We start from the raw sequence: 26,958 nt of genomic DNA on the forward strand, positions 1-26,958 counted from the left end.
AATGCGTACCAGTAACTACCTTCTTTCTACTCTGAAAGAGACTCCAAACGACGCAGAAGTTATCAGCCACCAGCTGATGCTACGTGCAGGTATGATCCGTAAGCTAGCTTCAGGTTTATATACTTGGCTACCTACTGGTCTACGTGTACTGCGTAAAGTCGAAAATATCGTTCGCCAAGAGATCGATAATGCAGGTGCCGTTGAAATCTTGATGCCCGTAGTTCAACCGTTTGAGCTTTGGGAAGAGACTGGCCGTTCTGAAAAGATGGGGCCTGAGCTACTTCGTTTCACAGACCGTCACTCTCGTCCATTTGTTCTTAGCCCAACAGCTGAAGAAGTGGTAACGAGTCTAGTACGTAACGAGATCAGCTCTTACAAACAGCTACCTCTAAATCTGTACCAAATCCAGACTAAATTCCGTGATGAGCGCCGCCCTCGTTTTGGCGTAATGCGTGCACGTGAATTCTCTATGATGGATGCGTACAGCTTTGATATCGACAAAGAAGGCTTAGAAAAGTCTTACCAAGCGATGCACGATGCTTACTGTAAAGCATTCGACCGTATGGGCCTTGAATACCGTCCAGTATTGGCAGACTCTGGCGCAATCGGCGGCAGCGGCTCTCAAGAGTTCCACGTTCTTGCTGAAAGCGGCGAAGACCTAATCGCATTCTCAACTGAGTCAGATTACGCAGCAAACATCGAAAAAGCAGAAGCACTTGCTCCTACTGAAGATGCAGCAGCACCAACTCAAGAGATGGAACTGGTTGATACACCAAATGCGAAAACTATCGCAGAATTGGTAGAGCAACACGGTCTAGCAATCGAGAAGACAGTTAAGACTCTATTCGTTAAAGCATCTGATGAAGTAGAAGCAGATATCATTGCTCTAATCATCCGTGGTGACCACGAGCTTAACGAAGTGAAAGCAGAAAACCTTCCACAGGTTGCTTCTCCATTAGAGATGGCTTCTGAAGAAGAAATCCGTGCACTTGTTGGCGCTGGTCCTGGTTCACTTGGCCCTGTTGGCCTAGAGCTACCATTCATCGTTGACCGCTCAGTTGCTGTAATGAGTGACTTCGGCGCTGGTGCAAACGTAGACGGTAAGCACTACTTCGGAATTAACTGGGGTCGTGACGTTGAGCTTGCTCAAGTTGAAGACCTACGTAACGTAGTTGAAGGTGACCTTAGCCCATGTGGTAAAGGTACTATCCAGCTTAAGCGTGGTATCGAAGTGGGTCACATCTTCCAACTGGGTAATACTTACTCTAAAGCAATGAACTGTAACGTGCTTGGTCCTGATGGTAAGAGCGTAATCCTAGAGATGGGTTGTTACGGTATCGGTGTTTCACGTGTTGTTGCATCTGCTATCGAGCAAAACCACGATAAATTCGGTATCACTTGGCCAGACGCACTAGCGCCGTTCCAAGTTGCTATCGTACCAATGAACATGCACAAATCTGAGCGCGTTAAAGAAGCAGCTGAGAAGCTATACGCTGAATTAACAGCTATGGGTATCGAAGTTTTATTCGATGACCGTAAAGAGCGCCCTGGTGTTATGTTTAAAGATATCGAGCTTGTGGGTATCCCTCACACTATCGTTATCGGCGATCGCAGCATGGACGAAGGTAACTTCGAATACAAAAACCGTCGTACTGGTGATAAAGAAGCTATCGCAATGGACACGGTTATCGAGCACCTTAAGGCTAAACTAGCTTAGTAATCCGATTACTGACTAGATAAACATTGAAAGGCTGCCGTTAGGTGGCCTTTTTTGTGCCTGTCATTTCGCTTCAAACTCCCTTCTATTTATCAGTAGAGTAAATAACGTAAGTTAATCCCCTGTTCATCTTTAAATCCGTATATTGGTGTCATCAACTTTTTGGACATGCTCACCATTGGAGGTATCGATGGATATCAAAAGCTTACTGAACCAAGCACTTAAATCAGATCTCGTAAAACAAGGTACTCAGAAACTTTCACAAGGGTCTTCAAGTTTAAGTGGCCTTTCTCAAGGCAGCAATAGCAAGAGTAGCAGTAAAAGTACACTCGGAGCCTTCGGTGCAGGCGCAGTTGGCGGAGGACTGTTAGGTGCGTTAATGGGCTCTAAGAAGACTAAGAAAATGGGTAAGAAAGCGGCTGGGATTGGCGGCGCAGCAGCACTGGGCGCTTTGGCTTATAAAGTCTACAACGACTACCAATCCAAACAAGGCCAGACACCTAACGCCGAACAGGCTCAGTTTGATGAAAATGATGCAAACCACAGCGTGCTGATTCTACGATCGATGATTGCCGCGTCTAAAGCTGATGGCCATGTTGATGAAGAAGAGATGGCTAAGATAGAGCAAGCCGTCGAGAATATGGGCGCTGATTATCAACTGACTAAATTGGTCTCTGAAGAACTGCATAAGCCACTCGACCCAAGCGAAATCGCTCAACTGGCAACGTCACCTCAACAGGCGAGTGAGATCTACTTAGCCTCTTTGATTGTGGCCGACGAACAGAATTTCATGGAAAAGGCGTACCTGAAAGAGCTCGCGAAACAGCTCAATCTTGCTGATGAAGTCACCTATCAACTTGAACAACAAGTCTCTGGCTAATCGGCAAGTACCAAACGAAGCCGTAAAGAACGGCCTAAGCAGCGAGCTAACCAAGTGAGATATTGAGCAAGGACAAACTAACTCTGAACTTGATCAGATCCACTTTGTTTTTGCTTATCTCTATGTGTATATTGAGATCAGTTATCATTTGGTTAGGTATAAAAATGAAAGTATACGATTGTTGTGATTTGGTTCGTGAACTGTATTCTCAAATTGGCAGTGGCGACCAAGGCTATATCCCTAAAGCGATCACCTGCGCAGTAAAAACATTGAATGACCTTGCTGCCGATGAGTCTCTTCCTAAAGAAGCTCGTGAACGTGCAGCCTTTGCCGCTGCTAACTTACTGATTTCAGATTTCGAGGACTAATATGAACCTCGCTAACTTTGAAAAAATGGATCCAGTGATGTTGATGAGCATCGTCAACATGAAGCTTCGTGACGACTTCGGCGGTGATTTAGATCGAGTGGTCAACTTCTACGAAATCGACAAAGCAGCCTTAATCGCTAAGCTCGCGTCTGCTGGTTTTGAGTATCTTCCAGAAGCTAAACAGTTTCGATAGTCGTTTAAAAAATCTTCCTATTTAAAGACCAACCTCTGTGTTGGTCTTTTTTTGTTGGTGATACGTAATAAGGAAACACGCAGCAAACCCATTATAAATTATCTGTATGCACCTATACTTTTATATCTTAGAGTCAACGAACGCGCCTTGAACCAAAGCGTATTGTTGTATAGGCTACCTAAACTAGCATATAAAACTCATCACTCAACTTGATGATAGTGAAGGATTAACAATGAAAAGACTCGGACTTTTAGCCGTTATCGCAGCCGCACTCACCGCAGGTTGCGCTTCAAATACTCAGCAAGACAACTTTCGCGAAGCCTCTTTTGAGCTGTGTAATACTGAAGTCGATATTTACTCTGTAAGCCATGATGAACGAGTTCGTATCGTCTGTTCTGATGGCTCTAAATTCGCTTTGAACAGCGAAGACACATTAGAAGTGATGCGTGACATCAACATCGACTACTGTGATGGCGAAGGCCTAGGTAAGTTCAGTGAAAGCCGCCACTACTACTCTTTCAAGTGTAAGTCAGGCACCCTACTTAGCATCAAAAAGTAGAATCGACACTACCAAATACCAAAGGGTTAATGTGAAAGCATTAACCCTTTTTAATACCCGCTTTTCTTTACTCTTAATCCCAAATCCACCAGCCACCAGATACAAAAAATAGCTCCTTTAAAGAAGCCTCTAGTATCATTGCTTTTCAAAGTAGTTGTTTGAAATTCTAAGAGAGCACGCAGAGATTACGGGTGTAAGTGAGCATGCTCGACAACAATTTTAAAACTTCCAAGTACAAAAAAGGCCCCTATTAAGGAGCCTCTAGTATCAATATTTTTCAAAGTAGTTGTTTGAAATTCTAGGAGAGCACGCGGAGCTTACGAATGTAAGTGAGCATGCTCGACAACGTAATACCCAAAAAAAACAAAAAAAGCTCCCAACAGGAGCCTTTCAAATCGTATTTTTCAATCAAATAGCTTTAGTTCAAGGAAAAGGCGCGGAGTTTACGAATGTAAATGAGCACCTTTGACACAGAAATTAAGCTATTTGAGCCAGAAAAATTAAGCGTAAACAGGTAGACGCTTACAGATCTCTAGTACTTTTGCTTTAGTCGCTTCGATAACAGACTCATCACCCATGTTATCTAGGATGTCACAGATCCAACCTGCTAGCTCTTTCGCGTCTGCTTCTGAGAAACCGCGACGAGTGATAGAAGGAGAACCGATACGGATACCTGAAGTAACGAATGGGCTACGTGGGTCGTTTGGTACTGAGTTCTTGTTTACAGTGATGTTTGCTGCACCTAGTGCTGCATCTGCTTCTTTACCTGTGATGTCTTTGTTGATTAGGTCAACTAGGAACAGGTGGTTCTCTGTAGAACCTGAAACGATGTTGTAACCACGAGCTAGGAATTCAGCAACCATTGCTTTTGCGTTAGCAACAACGCGTGCTTGGTATTCTTTGAACTCTGGCTCTAGAGCTTCTTTGAACGCTACTGCTTTACCAGCGATAACGTGCATTAGAGGACCACCTTGGCCGCCTGGGAATACTGCTGAGTTCAGCTTCTTGTAAAGATCTTCGCCTTCGTTAGAAAGGATTAGACCACCACGAGGACCCGCAAGCGTTTTGTGCGTCGTTGTAGTTACTACGTGAGCGTGTGGCACTGGGTTCGGGTAAACGCCTGCAGCGATTAGACCTGCTACGTGAGCCATATCTACGAACAGGTAAGCACCTACTTTGTCAGCGATTTCACGCATGCGCTTCCAATCACAGATTTGAGAGTAAGCAGAGAAACCACCGATGATCATCTTAGGCTTGTTCTCGATAGCCAGCTTTTCCATCTCTTCGTAATCGATTTGACCCGCTTCATCGATACCGTAAGGGATGATGTTGTAAAGCTTACCAGAGAAGTTTACTGGAGAACCGTGAGTTAGGTGACCACCGTGTGCTAGGCTCATACCTAGAACCGTATCGCCTGCATTTAGTAGTGCCATGTATACAGCGTTATTTGCTTGAGAACCTGAGTGAGGCTGTACGTTTGCGTACTCTGCACCAAATAGTTCACATGCACGTTCAATTGCTAGAGTTTCAACTTTGTCTACGTACTCACAACCACCGTAGTAACGCTTGCCTGGGTAGCCTTCAGCGTATTTGTTTGTTAGCTGAGAACCTTGAGCTTCCATTACACGTGGGCTTGTGTAGTTTTCTGAAGCGATAAGTTCGATATGCTCTTCCTGACGAAGAGTTTCTTCTTGGATAGCTGCGAATAGATCCGCATCGTAATCAGCAATGTTCATGTCACGCTTAAGCATCTGTATCTCCTGACTCAGATTGTACTGAAAGTTTCAAAAAAACCACACAACGACCGAAAGCAAACGTTTCCGTCACCGTTTTGATGTGACGCATTCTACATAATTTGATCTAGGTCATAAAGAGCTAATTGCAATTTTATCATGCAGTTTTTTCATAATCACAAATAAGATTCATCATGGTTATTTGGCTTATCCAACCAAAGATGGCGCTTACTGTCAATTTTACGCTTTACACCCTGTAAAACGCAGATTACATAGGTTTACCTTAATTTTGCCCCTCAAGCTACCGAAAGCTAAGGTTTTTCTCTACTATGCACGCCTTTATTGGTTAGGTAATTATAAAAACGATGGAAAAACACTCACGTAAAGAAGATTGGGTAGCGATTCTCACTGGCACGTTTTTAGTGGCGTTAGGCGTCTTCTTTTTACAGTCAGCGAACCTGCTTACCGGGGGCACTACTGGCTTGGCTCTGCTTTTGAGTCAATTCTTGCCTGTAACCTTTGGTATTTTGTACTTTGTTGCCAATTGTCCATTCTATTTATTAGCATGGAAACGATTCGGCCGTAGCTTTGCTATTAGCAGTGCGATTTCTGGTGCTTTAGTATCTGTGTTTGCCGATCATTTATACTTAGTTATCTCGCTAGAAGTTCATAACGAGATCTATTGTGCTGTTGCCGGCGGCTTATTAATGGGCTTAGGTATGCTAATCCTATTCCGTCACCGCTCAAGTCTGGGTGGCTTCAACGTACTGTGCTTGTTTATCCAAGACCGCTACGGTATCTCGGTAGGTAAAACACAAATGGGTATTGATGCATGTATTCTGTTTGCATCGTTCTTCTTCGTGTCACCTTGGGTGATTGCCGTTTCTGTATTAGGCACCGCAGTATTGAACATCGTATTGGCAATGAACCACAAACCAACTCGCTACTCGGTGAATTACGCGTCTTAGAGTTCATTACCTGCTCTGTCGTTGCTGGCACTCGATGCTCAAACTTCTCGCAAGTAGACTCGAGGCACGATATTCCAGCCATCACTAAAACAAAAAAGGCTTTGGGGAGCACTCCAAAGCCTTTGTAGAAGCCCAATCCTTTAAGGGGAATAAGAATCAAGCTTCTTAAAATGAAACAAGGTTAACCTTCAATCAAGAGAATACGAGTCTCGTAAGGACGTAAGACTTGATGATGTAATGCAACTGAAGTGTTCGCTTGTTGATAGTTAGACAACAGACTCTTCGCCTTAGTCATATCAAAACGTTCCGGTAAAACGCACTCCGCCTCTTCACCATAATAGTTGTTAATACACAGCAAGGTTTGCCCTTCGTTCTCACGTGCATATGCAAAAATGGATGAGTGATCAGGCAATAGATCTTGATAGCTGCCATCTGTAATCACTGGCACTTGTTTACGTAACTCAATCAAACTCTTATAGAAATAGAAAACAGAGTCTTTGTCTTCCAGTGCTTGCTCAGCGTTAATCCCAGGGTAATTATTCGCTACATCAAGCCATGGCTGAGCTTGTGAGAACCCTGCGTAAGGCTCACTGTTCCATTGCATTGGTGTACGAGAGTTATCACGAGACTTCTGCGCCAAAATCGCCATCATATCTTCATGAGCCACACCATCACGGTTCACCATGATGTCGTACATATTGGTACTCTCAACATCACGATACTGGCTAATTTCAGTATAGCTAGGGTTAGTCATGCCAATCTCTTCACCTTGATAGATATAAGGTGTGCCCTGCATCATGTGGACAGAAGCGGCGAGCATCTTGGCTGATTCAACGCGATATTGCTGATCGTTACCTAAGCGACTCACCACTCTTGGTTGGTCGTGGTTACACCAGAATAGTGCGCCCCACCCTTTGCCATTCAATCCCGTTTGCCAGTGGTTAAAGATCGATTTGAGCTGTAAGAAATCAAACGGCGCATTGGTCCACTTCTCACCATTGGTGTAATCGACCTTAAGGTGGTGGAAGTTAAACACCATCGATAGCTCACTGTTATCAACGTTTGAGTATTGCTGGCAGTGTTCCAACGTGGTTGAAGACATCTCGCCTACGGTCACGCTGCCGTACTTCTGAAATACGGCTTCGCTGATCTCTTTCAGGTATTCGTGTACACGTGGACCATCGGTATAGAAACGACGGCCATCACCGATATCATCATTAGGAAAGTCTTGCTGCTTCGAAATCAGGTTGATCACATCCAAGCGGAAACCATCAACGCCCTTTTCTGCCCAAAAGCTGATAACGTCTTTCACTTCTTCACGTACAACCGGGTTCTCCCAGTTGAGGTCAGCCTGTTCTTTGGCGAATAAGTGTAGGAAGTATTGCCCAGTCGCCTCATCTAGTTCCCACGCATTACCACCGAACTTAGACTGCCAGTTAGTTGGTGCTTGACCATCTACGGGATCTTTCCAAATATAGTAATCGCGGTAAGAGCTGTTTTTGTCGCCCAAAGCAGATTGAAACCATGCATGCTCTGTCGAGGTGTGGTTTACCACGATATCCATCACGATACGGATACCACGTTGGTGCGCTTCAGACAGCAATAAGTCGAAGTCTTCCATGGTGCCGAATTGAGGATTAATCGCGTAGTAGTCTGAGATATCGTAACCATTATCGATCATAGGAGATGCGTAAACCGGGGTTAGCCAAATCGCATCGACACTCAAATGTTTGAGGTAATCCAGTTTCGAAATGATCCCTTTGATGTCGCCAGTACCTTTACTGCCACTGTCACAAAAGCTCTTTGGGTAGATTTGATAGATGGTTGCGGTTTTCCACCAACTTTCATCATGCTCAGTCATCGCCATCTCTAACACTCACTTACCAGAAAATATAAAATAAAAACCACCATGCAAATCATGGTCGAATAGCCGTTATAACTAAAAGAAAAAGCTATAACTAAGAGAAAAAGCGATGGCTCACTTTGGAGTCATCGCTTATTTAATGCATTACGCGTTCGCGTTTTCTAGCTCGCCTTTCATCTGTGCTCGTTTATAGAAGAACAGTGTTAACGTGACGGGTAGTACAATCGCCACCAGCATCGCAATTAAGTAAACAGACCAATATTGCGGTTGAATCGATAAGATACCCGGCAAGCCACCAACACCGATACCATTCGCCATCACACCTGCACTACCACAGATTGCAGCCGCTGCAGCACTGCCGATCATTGCGCTCAGCATTGGGAATTTGTATTTAAGGTTGATGCCGTACATCGCAGGCTCCGTCACACCTAAGTAGGCAGAGATTGCAGCTGGAACCGAGATGTCTCGTTCACCTTCGCGTTTACTTAAGATAATGATGCCAACAACCGCTGAAGCTTGTGCAATGTTTGATAGTGCAATCAAAGGCCAAATTGGTGTCCCGCCTAAGTCTTGCATCAGTTGCAGATCCACCGCGTTGGTGGTGTGGTGAATACCCGTGATAACCAAAGGTGCGTATAGGAAACCAAAAACCACTGAACCAAGAATCGCAAAATCACCTGTCATTGCAGCTTTAGCCGCGAATGCCACACCATCGCCTAACATACGACCGAATGGGCCAATGAAAGCGTGCGCTAAAATCACAGACAAAATAATCGATACAAATGGCACAACCACTAGGTACAAGTAAGCAGGGACGATACGCTTAAGATTGGTTTCAATGAACGCCAAAGCCACACCCGCTAACATCGCTGGGATCACCTGAGCCTGATAACCGACCTTCTCAATCACGAACAGCCCAAAATCCCATACCTCAGGTACCGATTTACCTATCATGTATGCGTTCATGAGTTGTGGTGAAACTAAGGTCACACCGAGCGTGATACCCAAAATAGGGGTTCCGCCAAGCTTCTTAACCGTAGCCCAACACACGCCAACCGGTAGGAAGAAGAAAATAGCTTCGCCGATCAACCATAAGAAAGAGTGAACGGTTGCCCAGAATTGACTGATTTCAACGAGGGTTTTGCCGTCGAACATGCGAATGTCGCCAATCACATTACGGAAACCAAGAATCAAACCACCTGTAATGATGGCAGGCAGCAGTGGTACGAAAATTTCGGCTAAATGGGAGATACCACGCTCAAGGAAGTTCATGTTTTGACGAGCAGCCAGCTTCGCCTCATCTTTTGATGATGCCTCTTTACCTGTCTGTTCAATCAGAAGTGCGTACACTTCATCAACTTCAGTGCCAATCACAACTTGGAATTGGCCTGCATTAGTAAAACAGCCTTTTACTAGCTTCAGTTTTTCGAGTTCAGCTTTGTTGGCCTGCTCTGTATCGTTCAATACAAAACGCAGTCGAGTCAGACAGTGGCTGACACTCGCAATGTTTTCTTTACCACCGACTAACTCGATAAGACGCGCAACGTCTTGCTTCGCTATCTTACTCATACTACCCCACCCTGGTTTCATTCAATTACTCATCTAAACCATGCAAGCTATAATCACTCAGACTTAGATTTATGGGAACATTCCCAATTACGGTTATTATAATGCCCGTATGAATGATAAATTAAAATGGGAACAATCCCATTAATTGAAAGAGATCACACTCTAATTTTAATCTAAGCCGTTCAATTTCGCTTAATTGAGTGGATTATAGAATAGGAGATTGCGTATGATGAGAGATCTCTGAATTGCCTAAAAGCTGAGAGATCAATAGATTAGCAGCCAACTTACCTGCAGATTGGTAACCAGGATCAATGCTAAATACTCGTGGGAATAAGAAAGAGAGAAGATCATTACCACCAACGCCAGTGACGACCACATCTTCACGTTGTAGTTCTTGCAGACGCTTGATTACACCAAGAGCCAGCGTATCACTGGCACAAACGATCGCTTGAGTCGCGGGAGTTAACACCTCATCCACCAGCTGATAAGCACTTTCGTGATGAAGTTGACCAGTACGATAGTTTGCCACTGAACCTGTGTTTTCACACCAATCGAGATAAGCCTTAAGACGCAGTTCACCGGTTGATTTATCACTAGGATCAACCCCGATAAAGCCAACGTCAGAGATCCCTTGATCCGATAAATGCACCAACGCACTATTGATCACCTGTTGGTTATCATAGTTAATCGACGTCACGTTCTCGGTATCCAGAGCAATCACCACCGCTTTGTGTTCCCAAGCTTCGATTGCCGGAATATCGCAGTCAGTAAAACCAAATACAATAATGCCATCAACGTTACGACGCTTTAGAACTTGCAGGTGCTCATTGGCTTTATCTCTATCAAGTTGGCTTTCCATGATCACGACATCGTAATCCGCTCGATACAACTCGGCCAGCATCGTACTTACCGCTTTGTTTTCAGAAGGAGAGTCCAGACGAGAAATGATTACGCCGATGACTTTTTGACTGCCACCGCGCATCGATTGCGCAGATTTTGAAGGCGTGTACCCAGATTCTTGAATTACTCTTTCCACCCTTTCACGGGTTTCAGGTTTCACTTTTGGATCATTGGTCAGAACGCGTGATACGGTTGACTTACCAACACCGGACAGCTTTGCAATATCAAGAATAGTGAGTTTTTTGCTCATAAAAAGTCTAACGTTAAAGGGAAGAGAAGAAAAAGTGAGGGTAGATTCCCTCACTTAACTGTTTGTAAATACTAGCAGTTCTTACTATGACTTACTTTTGGCAATTTCGATAGACTACGCGACCAAGTTCTAGACGCGCATTGTCACCTTTCGTGCGCAAAGTGATGCTGTTAATCGTCTCTGAAGTGCCATCATCTAAGATGTATTTGGTTCCTGAGCCCGCTGGAACTTGAGTCAGGCGGTATTCATTATCAGGCAAGCGTAGTACCGCTTTTTCATTATCAAGGTAAGACACATCAAACGAGACGTCAGACTCACATTGATAAGTCGCGAATTGATCATTCGATGTTGCGCTATCAGTCTCAGGGGCTGCTGATTTAGAGCACCCAACCAATGCTACTGTACATAGAGATGCTACCAACATAGCTTTCATACTTCGTTCCTCATCTTTATATAGTCAACGACACTTAGCCTATTCACAGGTTCGAACAAACCTAATGTAAGTGCCTAATGATAGGTCCATACCTTAGTGATAAATAAAACGTTTAGCCTTTTAAGAAAGCGGGTACGTCTTTAATGCTATCAAGTACCACGCTAGCCAACGCTTCACCTTTTTCAGTGATGGGTTTACCCGTTCTTACCAAGACTTTAGTACCAACACCTGCTGCTTCTGCAGCCATCATGTCTTCCGCTTTATCGCCGATCATGACCGAGTTAGCCATATCAATCTTCAGAAAGTCACGAGCAGAAATGAACATGCCTGGCTTTGGCTTACGACATTCACAATCTTGCTTGTAGTCACCAATACCGTGCTCAGCGTGGTGAGGACAGTAATAAATGCCATCGAGCTCGACACCATTATCAACAAAGTTCCAATCCATCCACTGCGTTAAAGAAAGAAAACGGTCTTCACTAAACATGCCGCGAGCAATACCAGATTGGTTGGTCACTAGCACCAATAAATAACCCATATCTTTAAACGCTTTCGCCGCTTCAAACACACCATCGATGTATTCAAAGTCATGCTCATCATGTACGTAGCCGTGATCAACGTTAATCACTCCATCACGATCTAAAAAAACAGCAGGTTTAGACAAAATTTTGTTCTCTATCAACTCTCTATTAATCATTAATTATTACACGCTTTATTTGCTTCATCACTATCTATTTAGTTTTGCGTTCGTTAACGATTTGTTTCTAGCTTAGCCATACAATCGACGTTTAGCCGTCTAGACGTAAAAATATCTATTGACTTAGATCATAGAACACCATAGCATCGTCTGTAAATCGAGCGAGCTATCGACATATTATTCTGTTCTACCTGCACGGGTTTCTCTATGATTAAAGTGAATCAAGTCAATAAGGTTTTTTATCAAGGCACTAAAGAAATCAATGCCTTAATTGATATCAACCTCCACATTCCTCAAGGTCAAATCTTTGGAGTCATCGGCTCTTCAGGTGCAGGCAAAAGTACCCTAATCCGCTGTGTAAATATGTTGGAAGCCCCGACTTCGGGTGAAGTGATTGTTGATGGTATCGACCTAACAAAACTCAGCAAATCAGAGCTTAGCGAAGCGCGCCGTAACATCGGCATGATATTCCAGCACTTCAACCTGCTGTCTTCTCGTACTGTATTTAACAATGTAGCACTGCCTCTAGAACTTGCTGGTAAAGATAAAGCGATTATTGAAGCGAAAGTCAGCGAGTTACTTGAACTGGTTGGCCTTGCTGATAAGCGTGACACCTACCCGGCAAACCTAAGTGGTGGTCAAAAGCAGCGTGTGGCGATTGCTCGCGCACTGGCCTCTGACCCGAAAGTACTGCTATGTGATGAAGCCACCAGCGCATTGGATCCAGCAACAACTCAATCTATCCTTGAGCTGCTGCGTGAAATCAACCGCAAGCTGAACATCACTATCCTGCTTATTACACACGAGATGGATGTGGTTAAAAGCATTTGTCACGAAGTGGCGATCATTGGCGGCGGTGAATTGGTAGAGAAAGGTACAGTCGGTGACATCTTTGCTCATCCGAAGACAGAGCTAGCGCATCAGTTTATTCGCTCAACGTTGGATCTGACGATCCCTGAAGATTACCAAGCACGTTTGCAAGAGACTCGCGTAAACAGCAGCTACCCGCTGGTGCGTCTTGAGTTTACTGGTGCAACGGTTGATGCTCCGCTAATGACGCAAATCGCACGTAAATTCAATATCGATGTCAGCATCTTAAGTTCTGACCTTGATTACGCCGGTGGCGTGAAGTTCGGCATGATGGTCGCTGAACTGTTCGGTAATGAAGCAGATGATAATGCTGCTATCCAATTCCTACGCGACAACAATGTAAAAGTAGAGGTGCTTGGTTATGTCCTTTAGTTTCAACGAGATTGCTGACTGGATCAGCCTTAACGGTAACCTTCTATTAGGCGCAACAGGCGAAACGCTTTACATGGTTGCTGTTGCAGGCATTGTTGGCTTCGCGGTCGGTATCCCACTAGGCGTGATTCTGCATACGACTAAAAAAGGTGGCCTGTTAGAGAACACCAAAGTAAACAAGATTCTAGGTGCGATTGTGAACGTGGGTCGTTCAGTACCTTTCTTAGTTTTGATGGTTGCGATTATTCCACTGACTAAGATGCTGATTGGTACCTTCATCGGTACAACAGCAGCGATTGTTCCACTGACGATTGGCGCTATCCCATTCGTGGCTCGACTTATCGAAAGTGCACTACTTGAAGTACCAACAGGTCTAGTGGAAGCGGCCCAATCAATGGGCGCAACACCAACACAAATCATCAATAAGGTTCTGCTTCCAGAAGCACTACCGACTATCATCAACTCAGTAACGATTACGCTAGTGACTCTGGTGAGCTACTCAGCAATGGCCGGTACTGTAGGCGGTGGTGGCCTAGGTGATGTCGCGATTCGTTACGGATTCCACCGCTACGATGTGACCATCATGGCTGTGACAGTAGTGATGTTGATTGTGCTGGTACAAATTATTCAATCAATCGGTGATTCATTAGTTCGCCGCGTTGACCACAGATAAAGACTCACACATAAAGATTAGAGTCGTCTGAACCTAATTAAATAGATTTATTAAAAGGAGATTATTATGAAATTTAACCTTAAAGGTTTACTAACTATCGCAGCAGCAGCTTCAGCGCTAGTTCTAGCAGGTTGTGGCGATAAAGAAGTGGATACTTCTAAAGTAAAAGTTGGCGTAATGGCAGGTGCAGAAGCGCAAGTTGCTGAAGTGGCAGCTAAAGTAGCGAAAGAGAAATACGGCCTAGACGTTGAACTGGTTACTTTCACGGATTACGTAACACCAAACGCAGCTCTAGATGATGGTTCTATCGACATCAACGCATTCCAACACGCACCGTACCTAGATCAGCAAGTGGCTGACCGTGGCTACAAGCTAACTATCGCTGGTAACACGTTTGTTTACCCAATTGCGGGTTACTCTAAAGAAGTGAAATCTGTAGACGAAATCCAAGACGGTGCTCGTATTGCTGTACCAAACGACCCTACAAACCTAGGTCGCTCTCTACTTCTTCTTGAGCAACAAGGTCTTCTTGAACTTCGTGAAGGCGCAGGTCTTCTAGCTACAGTTCGCGACATCGTGGGTAACCCTAAGAACCTAACGATTGTTGAACTAGACGCAGCTCAACTGCCACGTTCTCTTGATGATGTTGCTCTATCTATCATCAACACAACTTACGCGAGCTCTATCAACCTGACTCCACAAAAAGATGGCGTATTCGTTGAAGACAAAGATTCTCCTTACGTAAACCTAATCGTTTCTCGTGAAGACAACCTAAACGCTGAAAACGTACAAAACTTCGTTAAAGCTTACCAAACTGAAGAAGTGTACAACGCAGCTTCTGACATCTTCCAAGGTGGCGTCGTTAAAGGTTGGTAATCAACTAAACGACAGCACTGTATAGATACCCGAAGGGGCTGACATAACGTCAGCCCCTTTTTTAATGATAAAGATTTGCTAGAAAGTAAAGCATCTCAGATTTAAGCGAAACAAAGTCGATTACTTCAGGTGATCCCAAGAGATGTTTGACACCAATCGGCAGTCATCACACTTGAAATAGAAAATATCGTGGATAGGCGCATCTAGCAGCCATTCACCACCACATTGCGGGCATTTGCGCTCTTTTTCATCTTTCAGGCTGATCCCACCGACACGGTATAAGTAGTAGTAGGTTGGAACCTTAGTCAGATACTCAATGCGCCCTCTTAGACCCCAACCGCGTTTAAACAGCACACTCTTCGTGTCACTGATCTCGGTTAGCGTTGCATGTTCCGCGCGACAACCACCACCCATTTGTACTTCATCACAGGCTTGCCATTCGGTCTGCCATTTCAACACGGCTTTATGGTCGCCATTGAAGGTAGGTGGATTGCGATACAAAGGGATTGGTAGCAAGCTATCGCCACTACGCAGCGGTGAACAGGTGTGCACGAATGTCGTGTATAACACCTGCCAGCTTGGTGTTTCATCTTCTGCCACTTCTTCTGAGTTCAGATCTCGACCGAGCAAACGCATTTTAGGCGCTAGTAGGCTCGCGTTAGACAAGCGATCAAAACACACTTTCACAAAGTCTGAGTGATTCCGCGGGTGCAAGCTATCTTGCTCCGGGCACACAACGCGAACATAGAATTCCCCATCGCCCATCACGATTGGGAACTCACGACCTAACACTTGTCCGTTATAACGAAGTGCATCCATTAAGCCATTAACCGCCTTGTCGACAGCGCTTACCGTTGTGTTATCAAAACACTCAAATTGAAGTTCTAGTACGTACATCTATTTATACCGCTGGTTGTAGCTTTTCTAAAAATTCTGCCAATGTCTCGGCGAGCACATCACGATTTTTGGTACCTAAGCGCTCCAAAATCACGTTACCCGTTAGGTTACAGATAGAGATAACATCCAGCTCAGCATCGGTCGCGGCAATGAAAACCGTTGGTTTTAGCTTCAAGCGACGCTGAGTTACTAGGTGACCCAAAATGTTTTCTTGTAGGCATTCGAAGTCTTCATCACTCCAAATCTGTAACAGAGTCAATTCGTTACCATCGAAAGTTGCGTTCATATCTGCGCTGAATTGTGCGCCGTAGAAAGTTTTGATGTCTTCATGCAGAGTCAACTCAATACCGGTTTCAACGTTGGTGAAATCCGCGAATTGCTCACGTGGATAGTGCTTCCACAACACGGCATCGCCACTCTTTTCTTCTACGCATGGCGATACGATGTCCACCAACTCCTCATTACGAGGTAAGCTTTGGTGTTTCTGCTGCCACGCGTCAACGTATCGCTGACTAAAAGAAAGTAGTGCGTCTTGAGCACGTTGAGTCATGAAAATCTCCTAAACACAAAATAATAAATAGAATCCGAGCCCTTTCCGCGCCGATTAAGCGATGACTTAATGACAGGGTAAGGGGGATTCAGTAAAATCGCCCCCATTCTAATCGAATTTGAAACGAAAGTATGAGCAAATATTCTGACGCAAAAGAGCTAGCGGGTTTAACCCTTGGCCAAAAAACTGAGTACTCTAACCAATACGATGCAAGTTTATTGCAACCAGTGCCTCGTAGCCTTAATCGCGATGATCTTGCGCTAAACGGCGAGCTGCCTTTTGTTGGTCATGATATTTGGACGATGTACGAGCTTTCGTGGCTAAACACCAATGGTCTACCACAAGTGGCTGTCGGTGAAGTTTTCATCCCAGCAACCAGCCCAAATTTAATTGAATCAAAATCTTTCAAGCTGTACCTGAACAGCTACAACCAGACTCAATTTGAAAACTGGGATCAAGTAACCGAGCGCCTGACCCAAGATTTGTCGGCATGTGCAGGCGAAACGGTGATTGTGAATGTAAACTCAGTAACCGACTACACTAACCAACCTATCGTGACGATGGAAGGTGACTGTATCGACAACCAAGACATCCAAATCACTAGCTACGACTTTGAAGCGTCGCTGCTTGAAGGCGCTGCTGGCGAACAAGACGTTGAAGAAACACTGCACAGCCACCTATTGAAGTCGAACTGTTTGATCACCAATCAACCGGATTGGGGCAGCGTTGAGATCGCATATTCTGGTAAGCAAATTGACCGTGAAGCTCTGCTACGCTATTTAGTTTCTTTCCGTGAGCACAATGAATTCCACGAACAATGTGTTGAGCGTATCTTCACTGACATCATGAAATACTGTGCACCTTCGAAGCTAACTGTGTTCGCACGTTACACACGTCGTGGTGGTCTGGATATCAACCCATACCGTTCAACAGAGCAAGATAGACCAAGCCACAATAAGCGTATGGCTCGCCAATAATCAGGCGAGAACCACCCACACTTATTTGAACCTACCAAATCTTTAAAGGGACATTGAAATGCGTTGGTTATACGTTGTTAGTCTATTTATTTTAAGCTTAAGCACATCGGTCAATGCGTCGGTTTATTCGTCGGCGCTACTCAATGAAGCCAATAATTTGGTTGAGATCGAGCCGAGCCAAGCAAAACAAATGGCCAACAGCTACCTAACGCTGCGTGTCCTTTCTGATCAACGCGAGAAAAGCCCTTCAGCTATTTCTCGCGAAGAGACAGACTCCTCGATTCGAACACCAAACAGCAGTATCGATGCGTATAAGATCTTAGCCAAAGCGGAATACAACCTTGGCAATATGCGTATTGCGATTCAGCACATCGACAAAGCCTCCGAGCTAGCGCAAACCTATAAGCTTGATTACCTAAAAATAGATCTTCAGATCCTAAAAGTTCGCTTACTTTGGCTGAGTGATAGAAAATCAGCCAAAGCAAAATCAGAGCTCACTAACATTGAAACAAATCTAGAGTCGGTGAATAAAACCTTACGCTTAACGGAAGGCATTACCTATCGCTTGATCATGTTGAAAGCCGACATCGCCTCTTACGACAACAAGATCGATGAAGCCGAAAAGTTCTATCAAGAAGCCAAAACCTATCTCGATCAGCGTTACTCTGAAAAAGTCACCATCGACTACCATATCTCCGTCGGCGAGTTTTATCTGACTCACAAAGAGTACAACCACGCGTTATCCGAGTTGTTGTATGGCTACTGGAAATCAGTAGAGGGCAATCTAAGTTCACGTTTGGCCAAGGTCAACCGCCTACTTGCGCAGCTTTTCTTTGAGCGCCAAGTGTTGGATAAAGCGTTAGAACACCTATCTCAAGCCGCTGATTTCTATGACAACTTTGAAAACTCGCCTGTCTTAGCACAAGTGCTTAAGAAAATGGGGGATGTGTACTTCTATCAAGGGAAATATAACCTTGCCTTGGTACACTTCTTCAACGTTCTTGATCACGAAAGCACTGACCGAGATATCCACCAAGTCATTGATATCCGACTAAGTCTATCGGCGACCTACTTACGCCTTTATAACTACCCTCTAGCAGAACAGTACCTAACCCGTGCCCTTGAGATGCTGGAATATACCGACATTCCAAAGCTGGAAGGCCGTGCTGCAGGGTTAGCGTATCACCTACAAGAAAGCGAAGACGTGATAAAGCATGCGACACGTGCACTTGAGATCTCACGCCAGATAGAGAACATGCGCCTTTCACAACGCTCGTACTACTTACTTTCTTTGGGTTATGAACAGGCAGGTCGTCCACAGCAAGCATTGGCAAACCTCAAGCAATACAACAGCCTTGTCTCTCTAGAGCAGCAAAAACTCAACCGTGTTGGCGAAGACGCGTTCCGTCAACAGAAAGAATTTGCCGAACAAACCCTGCACTACGCAGGCCAAGCGCAAGAGCTAGAGCAATACAAACTGGAGCATCGTAAGTTCCAAAAAATATCGTTCGCCCTATTCCTGTTCAGCATTGTCTTGTTCTTCTTTGTTCTGCGCCGTGGCTATCTCATTCAAACCTTAGCCAAAGAAGTGGACTCACTGCGCACCGACCTATTTACGCACTCACGTTCAAAGCTTCCGAACTTAAGAATGCTCAATGCGAAGCTCTCTAACTCGCTGGAACAAACCAGCCAGACCTTCGAACAGTGGCAACTTGGCGAATTGATTCATGAGCCACTCAACGACCGCTTACGCTTCGTGATGATTGATTTACCGTTCTTACGCAATATGTACACGCAGAACGGTTACAAAGCCGGTCTAGAACTGGAAGACGCTTTCGGTGAATTCCTAAAATCTAAGCTTGAAGGCCCAGCTCGTGTCTACCACTTCTCGGATGCGAACCTGCTTTATATCGAGCCAAACGCGGACCGTGATTTGTCGCCTGAGGACATGTTCAGAAAGATTCAGTCTTGGGTGAATGACTTCGAAACAGAGCGAAACATCAACCGAACGGTCCGTATGGGCATCGCTGACTACCCATTCTTGCCACGCGCTTACACCGCAATTAACGATCAAGAGCTGCTCGACGTATTGTTGATGTCGACCAATCTCGCCCGTGAGATCAGTCTCAAAGAGCGCAGTAGCCAATGGGTCTATCTAAAAGCTATCGATAATGCACCAGCAGCGAGCCTTGCAACTGGTAACATAAGAGAAGCGTGTAAACATGCGATTAATCAAGGGTTAATAAAAATACAATCCTCGTACCAGAATGAGGACAACATCAAAAAAATGCTAAAAGATGACTGATTTGCGAGCGGTTAAGAGCAGCAAGTCGTGACCTTATTTTTAGTTTTGTTATTATCGATGTAACGGAATTTCATCAAAATGATCGAGATCGGTCTACGCGGCGCTAATAAATACATCTATGGGCATTCTTGAAAAAGACATTCAGGCGCAACTCCACCAGCTGAAATCTCAGTTGGAGCAGGTCCGTTTGACGCAAAGAGACACCTCGTTCAAGTTTATTAGAGAACAGAAAGTTCTAAAGCGTATCGTCACGTCTTTAAGTGATGCATGTGTTGGTAGTAACAGCCATTTAGATGAAAACCTCATTGCCCTTAGGGAAGAGCTAGAAAAGCAAAAAGACATTAGCTCAATGATCCCAAAACTGGCAGTATTAGAAAGGATGCTTAAGCAGAAAACGTTGGCTATGGATAAACAGAACGGGTATCTGGACGATAGCATTAAGCACAGTGGGGAAACGCTGCAGCGCATAACTGGCCTTCCAGCACAGCTCAAACGCGACCTACGAAACTTACTTAGCTTCTCCGAATGCAATGGCAGTCAGAAAGTCGACCACGCCATGAAACTTCTCGGTATTTATGAGCGTGCCATAAAGATTATGGCGAATAACTCACGCACCCATTTTGCTGACGCTGCGCACTCTCCGGAACAAGAGCTCCTTTCCGACCTATCAAACGAACTACAACATCTGATCACTGAACTCGACTTCGAGGGTGAATCGGGTGATCTGCTTACCGATATTCGAGCGAAGCTGCTGCTTGGTGTTTCCACACAAAACCTACTTGAGCTAACACTTCAGATCCTCAAACTGGTTATTGAAGGCACCAACCTAGAACGTAAGAAGTCTGAACAATTCATCGATCAGCTTAATTCTTCTTTAGCGTCCAGCATCAAAACGGCAGACCAAAATGCCGACCAGAGCCAGAGCTACTTTGAGCACCGACAAGGTCTAAACTCTGAGTTAAATGAACTAGTCACTAGAAGCCAAAGCTCGGTAGATAAAGCGAAAGATATTGATAGTTTAAAGCTGTCGATTAATCCGCTACTCAGTGAAATCGCCTCTCTTTCGGAAAGGCTGAACCACGCAGAGCAAAAAGAACAAGCTCTGATAGAGAGAATGAGTTACGGAAAGACTCAGTTAGATTCACTCTATGAAGTGACGCAAGATTACCGTAAGCGCTTGGAAGATCAGGCTCAGCGTATGCTGCTTGATCCTCTAACCAAGGTTTACAATCGCACTGCCTTTACTGATCGCTTAGAGCTTGAGTATCGCCGCTGGATCCGCGCACAACACTCACTGCGCGTAGTACTTCTGGACATCGACAACTTCAAAGCCATTAACGATAGCTTTGGTTATACCGCCGGCGATAAAGCGCTTAAGATCATCGCAAGAACCATCACCAAAGAAGCAGGCACGACCGATACTGTGGCGCGTTTTTCAGGTGAAGAATTTGTCTTACTATTGCCAGAGCAAACCGATGAATATTGTCACCAAGTGATTCAAAACATTCAAACTCAAGTAAGCCGCTTACCCTTTAAGTTCCGTGACCAACAAATCACGATTACTTTATGCGCGGCAAGTACTCAGTTTAAAGAGTCAGATACACCGGAAGAAGTGTTAGAGCGACTCAATACAACGCTAAATAAAGCAAAACAACGCGGTAACAACCAACTTGTTTGGCACTAGGCCAGCCCTAGATTTAATTTATTTCATTTTTTCAAATACTTATCACATACCATTTCCCTCAATGTTTGCTAAGCTAATGATTAACATTCGCTTAACAAGCATTATTGGCAAGCAACGCTGTCGTATCCGTTTCGTCTGGTTAACTCTCTCCTACCTTTAACCAAACACTTTCAACGTTTGCTTCTCACTCTCGAGCCAGAGGGTCACTTCAACGTCCCCTGCTCTTTTCAACAAGGAGGCACTATGATCACTCATATCAGCCCTGCCGGTAGCATGGATTTACTCTCTCAACTTGAGGTTGAGCGTCTTAAGAAAACCGCGTCTAGTGATCTGTACCAACTGTATCGCAACTGTACGTTAGCGGTCCTGAACTCGGGTAGCCATACCGACAACTCCAAAGAGTTGCTCGACAAATATCTGTCGTTCGATGTCGAAGTCGTTCGCCGTGAGCGTGGTATTAAGCTCGAACTAAGCAACCCACCAGAGCATGCCTTTGTCGATGGTGAAATCATCAAGGGTATTCAAGAGCACCTATTTTCAGTGCTGCGTGACATTGTTTACGTCAACATGCACTTAGCCGATAACCAAAGGCTCAACCTGACTAATGCCACTCACATTACTAACCTTGTGTTTGGTATCTTGAGAAATGCAGGTGCGTTGACGCCAGGCATCGAGCCTAACCTGATTGTATGTTGGGGTGGTCACTCTATTAATGCCAGCGAATACCAATACACTCGTGAAGTCGGTAATGAGCTCGGCCTCCGTGAACTGAATATCTGTACCGGTTGTGGACCGGGTGCAATGGAAGGCCCAATGAAAGGGGCTGCCATTGGTCACGCGAAGCAGCGTTACACCGATCATCGTTATCTTGGGCTTACCGAGCCTTCGATCATTGCGGCTGAGCCACCAAACCCAATCGTCAACGAACTGGTGATCATGCCAGATATTGAGAAGCGTCTTGAGGCGTTTGTTCGTATGGCACATGGCATCATCATTTTCCCAGGCGGCCCCGGCACGGCCGAAGAGCTGCTGTACATCTTAGGGATCATGATGCACCCGAATAACGCCGAACAGCCAATGCCGATTGTGTTAACGGGCTCGAAAGAGAGTGAGGCTTACTTCCGCTCAATCGATAAGTTCATTGGGGAAACTCTAGGGCCTGATGCTCAGAAACATTACGAGATCGTGATTGATGACCCAGCACGCGCTGCGAAAATCATGAAACAAGCGATGCCAGATGTGCGTTCTCACCGTAAAGAGACCGGTGATGCCTACAGCTACAACTGGTCACTGCATATTGAGCCTGAGTTCCAACTGCCATTCGACCCAACACACGAATCTATGGCGGCGCTTGATCTTCATATGGACCAAAAAACAGAAAGCCTAGCCGCTAATTTACGTAAAGCGTTCTCAGGCATTGTGGCTGGTAACGTCAAAGCAGAGGGTATTCTGGAGATCGAGAAGCACGGCCCATTCCTAATTGATGGCGACAAAGAGCTAATGACCAAGATGGACCAACTGCTGAATGACTTTGTTGAGCAACATCGAATGAAGTTACCTGGCGGCTCTGATTACGTGCCTTGCTATAAAATCGCACCGAGCGAATAGGCACACTCATTAACGAGTAGCTAAGTGAGTGATAACCAATTGGTAGGCATAACGTTAATCAGCTTATGACGTTTACGTTACCAACGTTTCAACTCACCAAGTGATACGTTACTATAAGGGGCTAGCAGCCCCTTTTTTATTGCCTATTTAGTGGAAACTTATGTCTATCCATCTTGTTATTATCGATGCCTTAAACCTCATCCGACGCGTGCACTCTGTTCAGCCGGATCCAACCGATATAGCAAGAACCATTACCACCACAATTCGCACTCTCAATAAGATTCTGAATGAATCAAAGCCCACCCACATCATCGCGGTATTTGATCACCATTTACAAGACCGTGGCTGGCGCGCAGATGTGCTTCCTGCTTATAAGCAGAATCGTAAACCCATGCCAGAACCATTGATGAAAGGCCTTGATGCTATTCAACAAGCTTGGTGGGAGTTAGGCATTGATTCACTGCTGTCTGATGGCGATGAAGCGGATGATCTCGTCGCAACACTGGCAAAGAAAGTGGCTGACCACGGAGAAACCGTCACCATCGTCTCGACGGATAAGGGCTACTGCCAACTGTTGTCACCAACGCTTCAGATCCGAGATTACTTCCAGCACCGCTGGTTAGATAAACCCTTTATCGAAGCTGAGTTTGGCGTTAAACCTGAACAACTGGCGGATTACTGGGGATTAACGGGCGTAAGCTCAAGCCAAGTACCGGGCATCCCAGGTATCGGGCCAAAAGCAGCCAAAGAGATATTGACCACTTACCCAGATATCGAAGCGGCCTATCAAGCAGAAGATCTGCCGAAAAAATATCGTAAGAAGTTCGACGAACACATCGAATCCGCTCGTGTATGTAAGCAAGTATCGGCACTCAAAACCGATATTGATTTAGGGTTCAACCTGCAAGATATTCGTTACGAAGCAAACGCTTAAGTCGCTGTGACTCGATAATATTGATACAAAAAAACGCTCCTAACAAGGAGCGTTTTTTTATGTTCATTAACCGCGTATTAGTGCGGTGAGATGTTTGAAAGCGCCTGAATATGAACCGTGATCTCTTCGCGATCGTGGTAAAGGTGCTTAGCCTGCATCTTGAACTTCACTTTGTTCTCAATAAGGAACACTTTTAGGTTCTCGATATCTTGCAGTACTTCATCGTAACGGCCTTTCATAGGCAGCTTAAGGTTGAACAGTGCTTCTTTCGCCCAGCCTTTAATGATCCACTCACCCATAAGGTGTGCAACACGAGCTGGCTTCTCAACCATGTCACAGATAATCCAAGTTACGTTCTTACGGTCTGGTTCAAACTTAAAGCCATCCACCATGTGGTGCTTAATTTGACCCGTTTCCATTAGGCTATCTGCCATCATGCCGTTATCAACACAGTGAACGAACATCGAGCGCTTAACCAATTGGTAAGTCCAACCACCTGGGCACGCTCCTAAATCAACACCCCACATGCCTGGAGCCAGACGCTCATCCCACTCATCACGAGGGATGAATACGTGGAATGCTTCTTCTAGCTTCAATGTAGAACGGCTTGGCGCATCTGATGGGAATTTCAGACGAGGGATACCCATAAAGAACTGTGAGTTGTTCGTTGGGTAGGAGTAACCGACAAAACAGTGACCCGGAGCGATAAAGCATAAATGAAGCACAGGCTTCTTAGCGTTATCTTTCGCTGTCATCAGGCCTTTACCACGCATCGCTTGACGCATCGGAACAGTAAACTTACGGCAGAACTTCAAAAGCTCTTTCGCTTCATTAGTGTCTGGTGTTTCAATACGGATATCGCCACAACGTGGGAAACCTTCTTTCTCAGAAAGCGCCTCAAGAATTGGAGAAATACGATCATCAGTCGGCAGATCTTTGATTTCAACCGCTACCGCGATCATTTGACGAGCAAAGATCAACGATTGGAAGTCGATCTCTTTTACCAGTTTATCGGCTTCGCCTGCTTGATAACATTCAAACAATACAAAGCCTGTATTGTTCTTTAAGCGAGGAAAACCAAACACTTCCAGTTGTGTTGCCTTGTCTTGAATTTCGCCAGCACATTCTTTTTCAAAACCAGAGCGACAATAAAGTAGTACGTGTTTCACTGAGTTACCTCTTTTATATTCAAAGCAGCGAAGGAGAAGACTCCCCAACCAATGATAAATAGTAGACCACCAAACGGTGTTATAGGGCCAAACCATTTTATTCCTGTCAGTGCTAAGCCATAAAGGCTGCCACTAAAACAAAGGATGCCGATGATAAAGCAAATTGCCGCAATGAAAAAATATTTTTGTGATTTAGCACCAAGTTTCATCTGTAGCAGAGCACCACACGCCAATATTGCTAGTGTATGGATAAACTGGTACTGAACACCTGTCTCAAACACGCCTAGCAGATACTCTGGCAAGACAGCTTTTAACCCGTGAGCGGCGAAGGCACCTAGCATTACGGCTATTGCGCCAGAGATACCTGCAAAAGTGAGTAAATACTTACTTCTCATTAAGCACCTCTTTGATAAACGCCGATAGTTTCTCAACGGTTAACGCTATGTTCTGCTGTTCGGTGTAGCCAGAGCTCTTACGAGGCTTAAAGCTGTGATCGCCATCAGGAATAAACTCAACACGAATCGAATCCGACAGGTCGAAATCAGCAAACTCTTCTCGCTTACCAAAGGTATCACGTTCACCCTGCAGAATAAGACACGGCTTTGCTAACTCAGCCAAGTGCTCACCTTTGTATTTCTCTGGTTTGCCTGGCGGATGGAAAGGAAAGCCTAAACAGGCCATTGCAGCCACCTTATCAACTTCAGACAAATGGCTCGCCATACGTCCTCCCATCGACTTACCGCCAATCACAAGCTTATCGGCATCTACCTGTCCGATAATATCTTGGTAAGCTTCGAGCAGTTTAGGGGCTCGATCAGGTGGACGACGCTTACCATCTTCAGCACGTTTGATCATGTAAGGGAAATTAAAACGAATCACTCGTATCCCTTTAAACGCCAACCCTTTTGCTACCGACTGCATGAACTCATGATCCATACCTGCGCCAGCACCATGTGCAAAGATAAAGGTTATTGGGTTGTCTTCACCATCAATGATGAGGTTATTCATCAAGTAAGTCCTCTTGTTCACTTTGCGCTTTCGCTAGCATCCAGTCGCGGAAGGTAGCAATACGACCCATGTCGGCTTGTTTCTCATGACAAACCACATAGAAGGCGTTCTTACTCACCAACACTTCATCAAAAGGCGCAATCAAACGACCCGCTTCGATTTCAGGCTGCGCCAACACGTTGTTACCCAGAGCAATGCCCTGGCCGTGAGCCGCTGCCTGCAGCACCATGGTTGAGTGACTGAAGATAGGGCCGTGATTAACGTTTACCCCATCGATACCATTTTGCTTAGCGAACTGTTTCCAATCCTTTCGAGAAGTATCATGCAATAGCGTATGACATGCTAAATCACTGAGAGATTCTAATGGTTTTACTCCTAGCAGCACGGAAGGTGAGCAAAGAGGGATCAAGTATTCTTGGTAAAGCTTATCGGCTCTAAGCCCCGACCAATTACCTCGGCCATAATAGATAGCGACGTCTACATCATCGGTTAGCGAGCCTTCATCCATATCAACGGCTTTGATTCTTACATCAATATCAGGCTCTTGCTGATTAAAGTCAGCGAGCCTTGGTACCAACCATTGAATAGCAAAACTCGGCGGTAAACTGATGGTCAATGCGCCCTTCTCACTTCGCTCCAGCACTTTGTCTGTCGCTTCTGCTAGTGATGTGAAAATATCTTTGATATCTAAGAAGTAGCTTTGACCTTCTTCAGTTAGCAGCAAAGAGCGGTTTCTTCGGCGAAACAGCTTCAAAGATAAGAATTCTTCAAGCGCTTTGATCTGATGACTGACTGCCGCTTGAGTAACAAACAACTCTTCTGCAGCACGCGTAAAACTCAAGTGTCGAGCTGCAGCTTCAAACACTCTTAGCGAGTTTAATGGGGGTAATCGACGAGACATAGT

General features: G+C 45.0%; 26 protein-coding genes. 14 read left to right on the top strand and 12 right to left on the bottom strand.

Annotated features, from left to right (window positions below; translation table 11 throughout):
- Position 1 precedes the first annotated feature (1 nt).
- From ACED46_RS02565 to ACED46_RS02585, 5 genes are all read left to right on the top strand, one after another.
- A complete protein-coding gene (locus tag ACED46_RS02565) occupies positions 2 to 1,717 on the top strand; it encodes a proline--tRNA ligase (protein WP_371720849.1) in 1,716 nt (571 codons plus the stop codon).
- 190 nt (positions 1,718 to 1,907) lie between these two features.
- Entirely contained in the window at positions 1,908 to 2,597 is a 690-nt protein-coding gene (locus ACED46_RS02570) for a tellurite resistance TerB family protein (protein ID WP_017060754.1), read from the top strand.
- Positions 2,598 to 2,761: 164 nt separating this feature from the next.
- Positions 2,762 to 2,965 carry a YaeP family protein gene (locus tag ACED46_RS02575; protein WP_008222923.1) on the top strand — a complete coding sequence of 68 codons (204 nt, stop codon included), beginning with the start codon at positions 2,762 to 2,764 and terminating at the stop codon, positions 2,963 to 2,965.
- A gap of 1 nt (position 2,966) precedes the next feature.
- Positions 2,967 to 3,158, top strand: coding sequence for a DUF4250 domain-containing protein (locus ACED46_RS02580; RefSeq protein WP_004738555.1), 192 nt, complete (start codon positions 2,967 to 2,969; stop codon positions 3,156 to 3,158).
- Between the two features lie 232 nt (positions 3,159 to 3,390).
- Positions 3,391 to 3,717 (top strand): hypothetical protein, encoded by a 327-nt coding sequence (locus tag ACED46_RS02585; RefSeq protein ID WP_017072003.1) that lies wholly within the window; start codon positions 3,391 to 3,393, stop codon positions 3,715 to 3,717.
- 500 nt (positions 3,718 to 4,217) lie between these two features.
- On the opposite strand, the gene glyA is transcribed toward ACED46_RS02585, so the two are convergent.
- Positions 4,218 to 5,468 (bottom strand): serine hydroxymethyltransferase, encoded by a 1,251-nt coding sequence (glyA, locus tag ACED46_RS02590; protein ID WP_017066387.1) that lies wholly within the window; start codon positions 5,466 to 5,468, stop codon positions 4,218 to 4,220.
- Positions 5,469 to 5,815: 347 nt separating this feature from the next.
- Here glyA and ACED46_RS02595 point away from each other — a divergent pair, with 347 nt between their 5' ends.
- A complete protein-coding gene (locus tag ACED46_RS02595) occupies positions 5,816 to 6,418 on the top strand; it encodes a YitT family protein (RefSeq protein WP_017060757.1) in 603 nt (200 codons plus the stop codon).
- Between the two features lie 181 nt (positions 6,419 to 6,599).
- Here ACED46_RS02595 and treC read toward each other — a convergent pair whose 3' ends face one another.
- The 5 genes from treC to gmhB form a co-directional block, all read right to left on the bottom strand.
- On the bottom strand, positions 6,600 to 8,285 hold the full coding sequence (treC, locus tag ACED46_RS02600) for an alpha,alpha-phosphotrehalase (RefSeq protein WP_029235475.1): 1,686 nt from the start codon (positions 8,283 to 8,285) through the stop codon (positions 6,600 to 6,602).
- Between the two features lie 141 nt (positions 8,286 to 8,426).
- Entirely contained in the window at positions 8,427 to 9,851 is a 1,425-nt protein-coding gene (gene treB / locus ACED46_RS02605; RefSeq protein ID WP_371720850.1) for a PTS trehalose transporter subunit IIBC, read from the bottom strand.
- Positions 9,852 to 10,056: 205 nt separating this feature from the next.
- A complete protein-coding gene (treR, locus tag ACED46_RS02610) occupies positions 10,057 to 11,001 on the bottom strand; it encodes a trehalose operon repressor TreR (RefSeq protein ID WP_017060760.1) in 945 nt (314 codons plus the stop codon).
- A 91-nt stretch (positions 11,002 to 11,092) separates the two neighbouring features.
- Entirely contained in the window at positions 11,093 to 11,434 is a 342-nt protein-coding gene (locus ACED46_RS02615; RefSeq protein ID WP_371720851.1) for an MliC family protein, read from the bottom strand.
- Between the two features lie 112 nt (positions 11,435 to 11,546).
- On the bottom strand, positions 11,547 to 12,131 hold the full coding sequence (gene gmhB, locus ACED46_RS02620) for a D-glycero-beta-D-manno-heptose 1,7-bisphosphate 7-phosphatase (protein WP_017060762.1): 585 nt from the start codon (positions 12,129 to 12,131) through the stop codon (positions 11,547 to 11,549).
- Positions 12,132 to 12,338: 207 nt separating this feature from the next.
- Between gmhB and metN the strand changes: the two genes are divergently transcribed.
- The 3 genes from metN (at position 12,339) to ACED46_RS02635 (ending at position 14,922) form a co-directional block, all read left to right on the top strand.
- Positions 12,339 to 13,373, top strand: a complete 1,035-nt coding sequence (gene metN / locus ACED46_RS02625) for a methionine ABC transporter ATP-binding protein MetN (RefSeq protein ID WP_017060763.1) — start codon at positions 12,339 to 12,341, stop codon at positions 13,371 to 13,373.
- The gene (locus ACED46_RS02630; RefSeq protein WP_017060764.1) at positions 13,363 to 14,046 is read left to right on the top strand and encodes a methionine ABC transporter permease; all 684 of its coding nucleotides are present in this window, start codon (positions 13,363 to 13,365) and stop codon (positions 14,044 to 14,046) included. The genes metN and ACED46_RS02630 overlap by 11 nt, the downstream gene beginning before the upstream one ends.
- A 66-nt stretch (positions 14,047 to 14,112) precedes the next feature.
- Positions 14,113 to 14,922 (top strand): MetQ/NlpA family lipoprotein, encoded by an 810-nt coding sequence (locus tag ACED46_RS02635; protein WP_017060765.1) that lies wholly within the window; start codon positions 14,113 to 14,115, stop codon positions 14,920 to 14,922.
- A 120-nt stretch (positions 14,923 to 15,042) separates the two neighbouring features.
- On the opposite strand, the gene ACED46_RS02640 is transcribed toward ACED46_RS02635, so the two are convergent.
- A complete protein-coding gene (locus ACED46_RS02640) occupies positions 15,043 to 15,819 on the bottom strand; it encodes a Zn-ribbon-containing protein (RefSeq protein ID WP_017060766.1) in 777 nt (258 codons plus the stop codon).
- A 4-nt stretch (positions 15,820 to 15,823) separates the two neighbouring features.
- Complete coding sequence (syd, locus tag ACED46_RS02645; protein WP_050633962.1) at positions 15,824 to 16,369, bottom strand: SecY-interacting protein; 546 nt, start codon at positions 16,367 to 16,369, stop codon at positions 15,824 to 15,826.
- Positions 16,370 to 16,500: 131 nt separating this feature from the next.
- Here syd and queF point away from each other — a divergent pair, with 131 nt between their 5' ends.
- From queF to xni, 5 genes are all read left to right on the top strand, one after another.
- Positions 16,501 to 17,346 (top strand): NADPH-dependent 7-cyano-7-deazaguanine reductase QueF, encoded by an 846-nt coding sequence (queF, locus tag ACED46_RS02650; RefSeq protein WP_017060768.1) that lies wholly within the window; start codon positions 16,501 to 16,503, stop codon positions 17,344 to 17,346.
- A gap of 58 nt (positions 17,347 to 17,404) precedes the next feature.
- The gene (locus ACED46_RS02655) at positions 17,405 to 19,651 is read left to right on the top strand and encodes a tetratricopeptide repeat protein (RefSeq protein WP_371720852.1); all 2,247 of its coding nucleotides are present in this window, start codon (positions 17,405 to 17,407) and stop codon (positions 19,649 to 19,651) included.
- A gap of 118 nt (positions 19,652 to 19,769) precedes the next feature.
- On the top strand, positions 19,770 to 21,335 hold the full coding sequence (locus ACED46_RS02660) for a GGDEF domain-containing protein (protein ID WP_081229491.1): 1,566 nt from the start codon (positions 19,770 to 19,772) through the stop codon (positions 21,333 to 21,335).
- A gap of 243 nt (positions 21,336 to 21,578) precedes the next feature.
- Positions 21,579 to 22,943, top strand: coding sequence for a nucleotide 5'-monophosphate nucleosidase PpnN (gene ppnN, locus ACED46_RS02665; RefSeq protein WP_048612241.1), 1,365 nt, complete (start codon positions 21,579 to 21,581; stop codon positions 22,941 to 22,943).
- A gap of 160 nt (positions 22,944 to 23,103) precedes the next feature.
- Entirely contained in the window at positions 23,104 to 23,877 is a 774-nt protein-coding gene (gene xni / locus ACED46_RS02670; protein ID WP_017069498.1) for a flap endonuclease Xni, read from the top strand.
- 77 nt (positions 23,878 to 23,954) lie between these two features.
- Here the strand turns inward: xni and rlmM are convergent, their stop codons facing one another.
- From rlmM to ACED46_RS02690, 4 genes are read right to left on the bottom strand one after another with little or no spacing between them, the layout of a single operon-like run.
- Entirely contained in the window at positions 23,955 to 25,046 is a 1,092-nt protein-coding gene (gene rlmM, locus ACED46_RS02675; RefSeq protein ID WP_017060773.1) for a 23S rRNA (cytidine(2498)-2'-O)-methyltransferase RlmM, read from the bottom strand.
- The gene (locus ACED46_RS02680) at positions 25,043 to 25,441 is read right to left on the bottom strand and encodes a DUF423 domain-containing protein (protein ID WP_017069500.1); all 399 of its coding nucleotides are present in this window, start codon (positions 25,439 to 25,441) and stop codon (positions 25,043 to 25,045) included. Before ACED46_RS02680 ends, rlmM begins: the two co-directional genes overlap by 4 nt.
- Positions 25,431 to 26,054: an alpha/beta fold hydrolase gene (locus tag ACED46_RS02685; protein WP_017069501.1), complete on the bottom strand. Its 624-nt coding sequence runs from the start codon at positions 26,052 to 26,054 to the stop codon at positions 25,431 to 25,433. Before ACED46_RS02685 ends, ACED46_RS02680 begins: the two co-directional genes overlap by 11 nt.
- Positions 26,047 to 26,955, bottom strand: a complete 909-nt coding sequence (locus ACED46_RS02690; protein ID WP_012604639.1) for a transcriptional regulator GcvA — start codon at positions 26,953 to 26,955, stop codon at positions 26,047 to 26,049. Before ACED46_RS02690 ends, ACED46_RS02685 begins: the two co-directional genes overlap by 8 nt.
- Positions 26,956 to 26,958: the final 3 nt, after the last annotated feature.

Source organism: Vibrio sp. 1S139 (genome assembly GCF_041439475.1).
Lineage (GTDB): Bacteria > Pseudomonadota > Gammaproteobacteria > Enterobacterales > Vibrionaceae > Vibrio > Vibrio crassostreae_C.

Excerpts from the sequence above, each read along its gene's own strand:
- ACED46_RS02580 (WP_004738555.1), top strand. The coding sequence starts at position 2,967 with ATGAACCTCGCTAACTTTGAAAAAATGGATCCAGTGATGTTGATGAGC.
- ACED46_RS02685 (WP_017069501.1), bottom strand. The coding sequence starts at position 26,054 with ATGAATAACCTCATCATTGATGGTGAAGACAACCCAATAACCTTTATC.
- ACED46_RS02570 (WP_017060754.1), top strand. The coding sequence starts at position 1,908 with ATGGATATCAAAAGCTTACTGAACCAAGCACTTAAATCAGATCTCGTA.
- glyA (WP_017066387.1), bottom strand. The coding sequence starts at position 5,468 with ATGCTTAAGCGTGACATGAACATTGCTGATTACGATGCGGATCTATTC.
- ACED46_RS02640 (WP_017060766.1), bottom strand. The coding sequence starts at position 15,819 with ATGTACGTACTAGAACTTCAATTTGAGTGTTTTGATAACACAACGGTA.
- treB (WP_371720850.1), bottom strand. The coding sequence starts at position 9,851 with ATGAGTAAGATAGCGAAGCAAGACGTTGCGCGTCTTATCGAGTTAGTC.
- ACED46_RS02595 (WP_017060757.1), top strand. The coding sequence starts at position 5,816 with ATGGAAAAACACTCACGTAAAGAAGATTGGGTAGCGATTCTCACTGGC.
- ACED46_RS02655 (WP_371720852.1), top strand. The coding sequence starts at position 17,405 with ATGCGTTGGTTATACGTTGTTAGTCTATTTATTTTAAGCTTAAGCACA.
- syd (WP_050633962.1), bottom strand. The coding sequence starts at position 16,369 with ATGACTCAACGTGCTCAAGACGCACTACTTTCTTTTAGTCAGCGATAC.
- ACED46_RS02660 (WP_081229491.1), top strand. The coding sequence starts at position 19,770 with ATGGGCATTCTTGAAAAAGACATTCAGGCGCAACTCCACCAGCTGAAA.
- ACED46_RS02575 (WP_008222923.1), top strand. The coding sequence starts at position 2,762 with ATGAAAGTATACGATTGTTGTGATTTGGTTCGTGAACTGTATTCTCAA.
- ppnN (WP_048612241.1), top strand. The coding sequence starts at position 21,579 with ATGATCACTCATATCAGCCCTGCCGGTAGCATGGATTTACTCTCTCAA.
- ACED46_RS02630 (WP_017060764.1), top strand. The coding sequence starts at position 13,363 with ATGTCCTTTAGTTTCAACGAGATTGCTGACTGGATCAGCCTTAACGGT.
- treC (WP_029235475.1), bottom strand. The coding sequence starts at position 8,285 with ATGGCGATGACTGAGCATGATGAAAGTTGGTGGAAAACCGCAACCATC.
- queF (WP_017060768.1), top strand. The coding sequence starts at position 16,501 with ATGAGCAAATATTCTGACGCAAAAGAGCTAGCGGGTTTAACCCTTGGC.
- gmhB (WP_017060762.1), bottom strand. The coding sequence starts at position 12,131 with ATGATTAATAGAGAGTTGATAGAGAACAAAATTTTGTCTAAACCTGCT.
- xni (WP_017069498.1), top strand. The coding sequence starts at position 23,104 with ATGTCTATCCATCTTGTTATTATCGATGCCTTAAACCTCATCCGACGC.
- ACED46_RS02635 (WP_017060765.1), top strand. The coding sequence starts at position 14,113 with ATGAAATTTAACCTTAAAGGTTTACTAACTATCGCAGCAGCAGCTTCA.
- ACED46_RS02690 (WP_012604639.1), bottom strand. The coding sequence starts at position 26,955 with ATGTCTCGTCGATTACCCCCATTAAACTCGCTAAGAGTGTTTGAAGCT.
- ACED46_RS02565 (WP_371720849.1), top strand. The coding sequence starts at position 2 with ATGCGTACCAGTAACTACCTTCTTTCTACTCTGAAAGAGACTCCAAAC.
- ACED46_RS02615 (WP_371720851.1), bottom strand. The coding sequence starts at position 11,434 with ATGAAAGCTATGTTGGTAGCATCTCTATGTACAGTAGCATTGGTTGGG.
- ACED46_RS02680 (WP_017069500.1), bottom strand. The coding sequence starts at position 25,441 with ATGAGAAGTAAGTATTTACTCACTTTTGCAGGTATCTCTGGCGCAATA.
- ACED46_RS02585 (WP_017072003.1), top strand. The coding sequence starts at position 3,391 with ATGAAAAGACTCGGACTTTTAGCCGTTATCGCAGCCGCACTCACCGCA.
- metN (WP_017060763.1), top strand. The coding sequence starts at position 12,339 with ATGATTAAAGTGAATCAAGTCAATAAGGTTTTTTATCAAGGCACTAAA.
- treR (WP_017060760.1), bottom strand. The coding sequence starts at position 11,001 with ATGAGCAAAAAACTCACTATTCTTGATATTGCAAAGCTGTCCGGTGTT.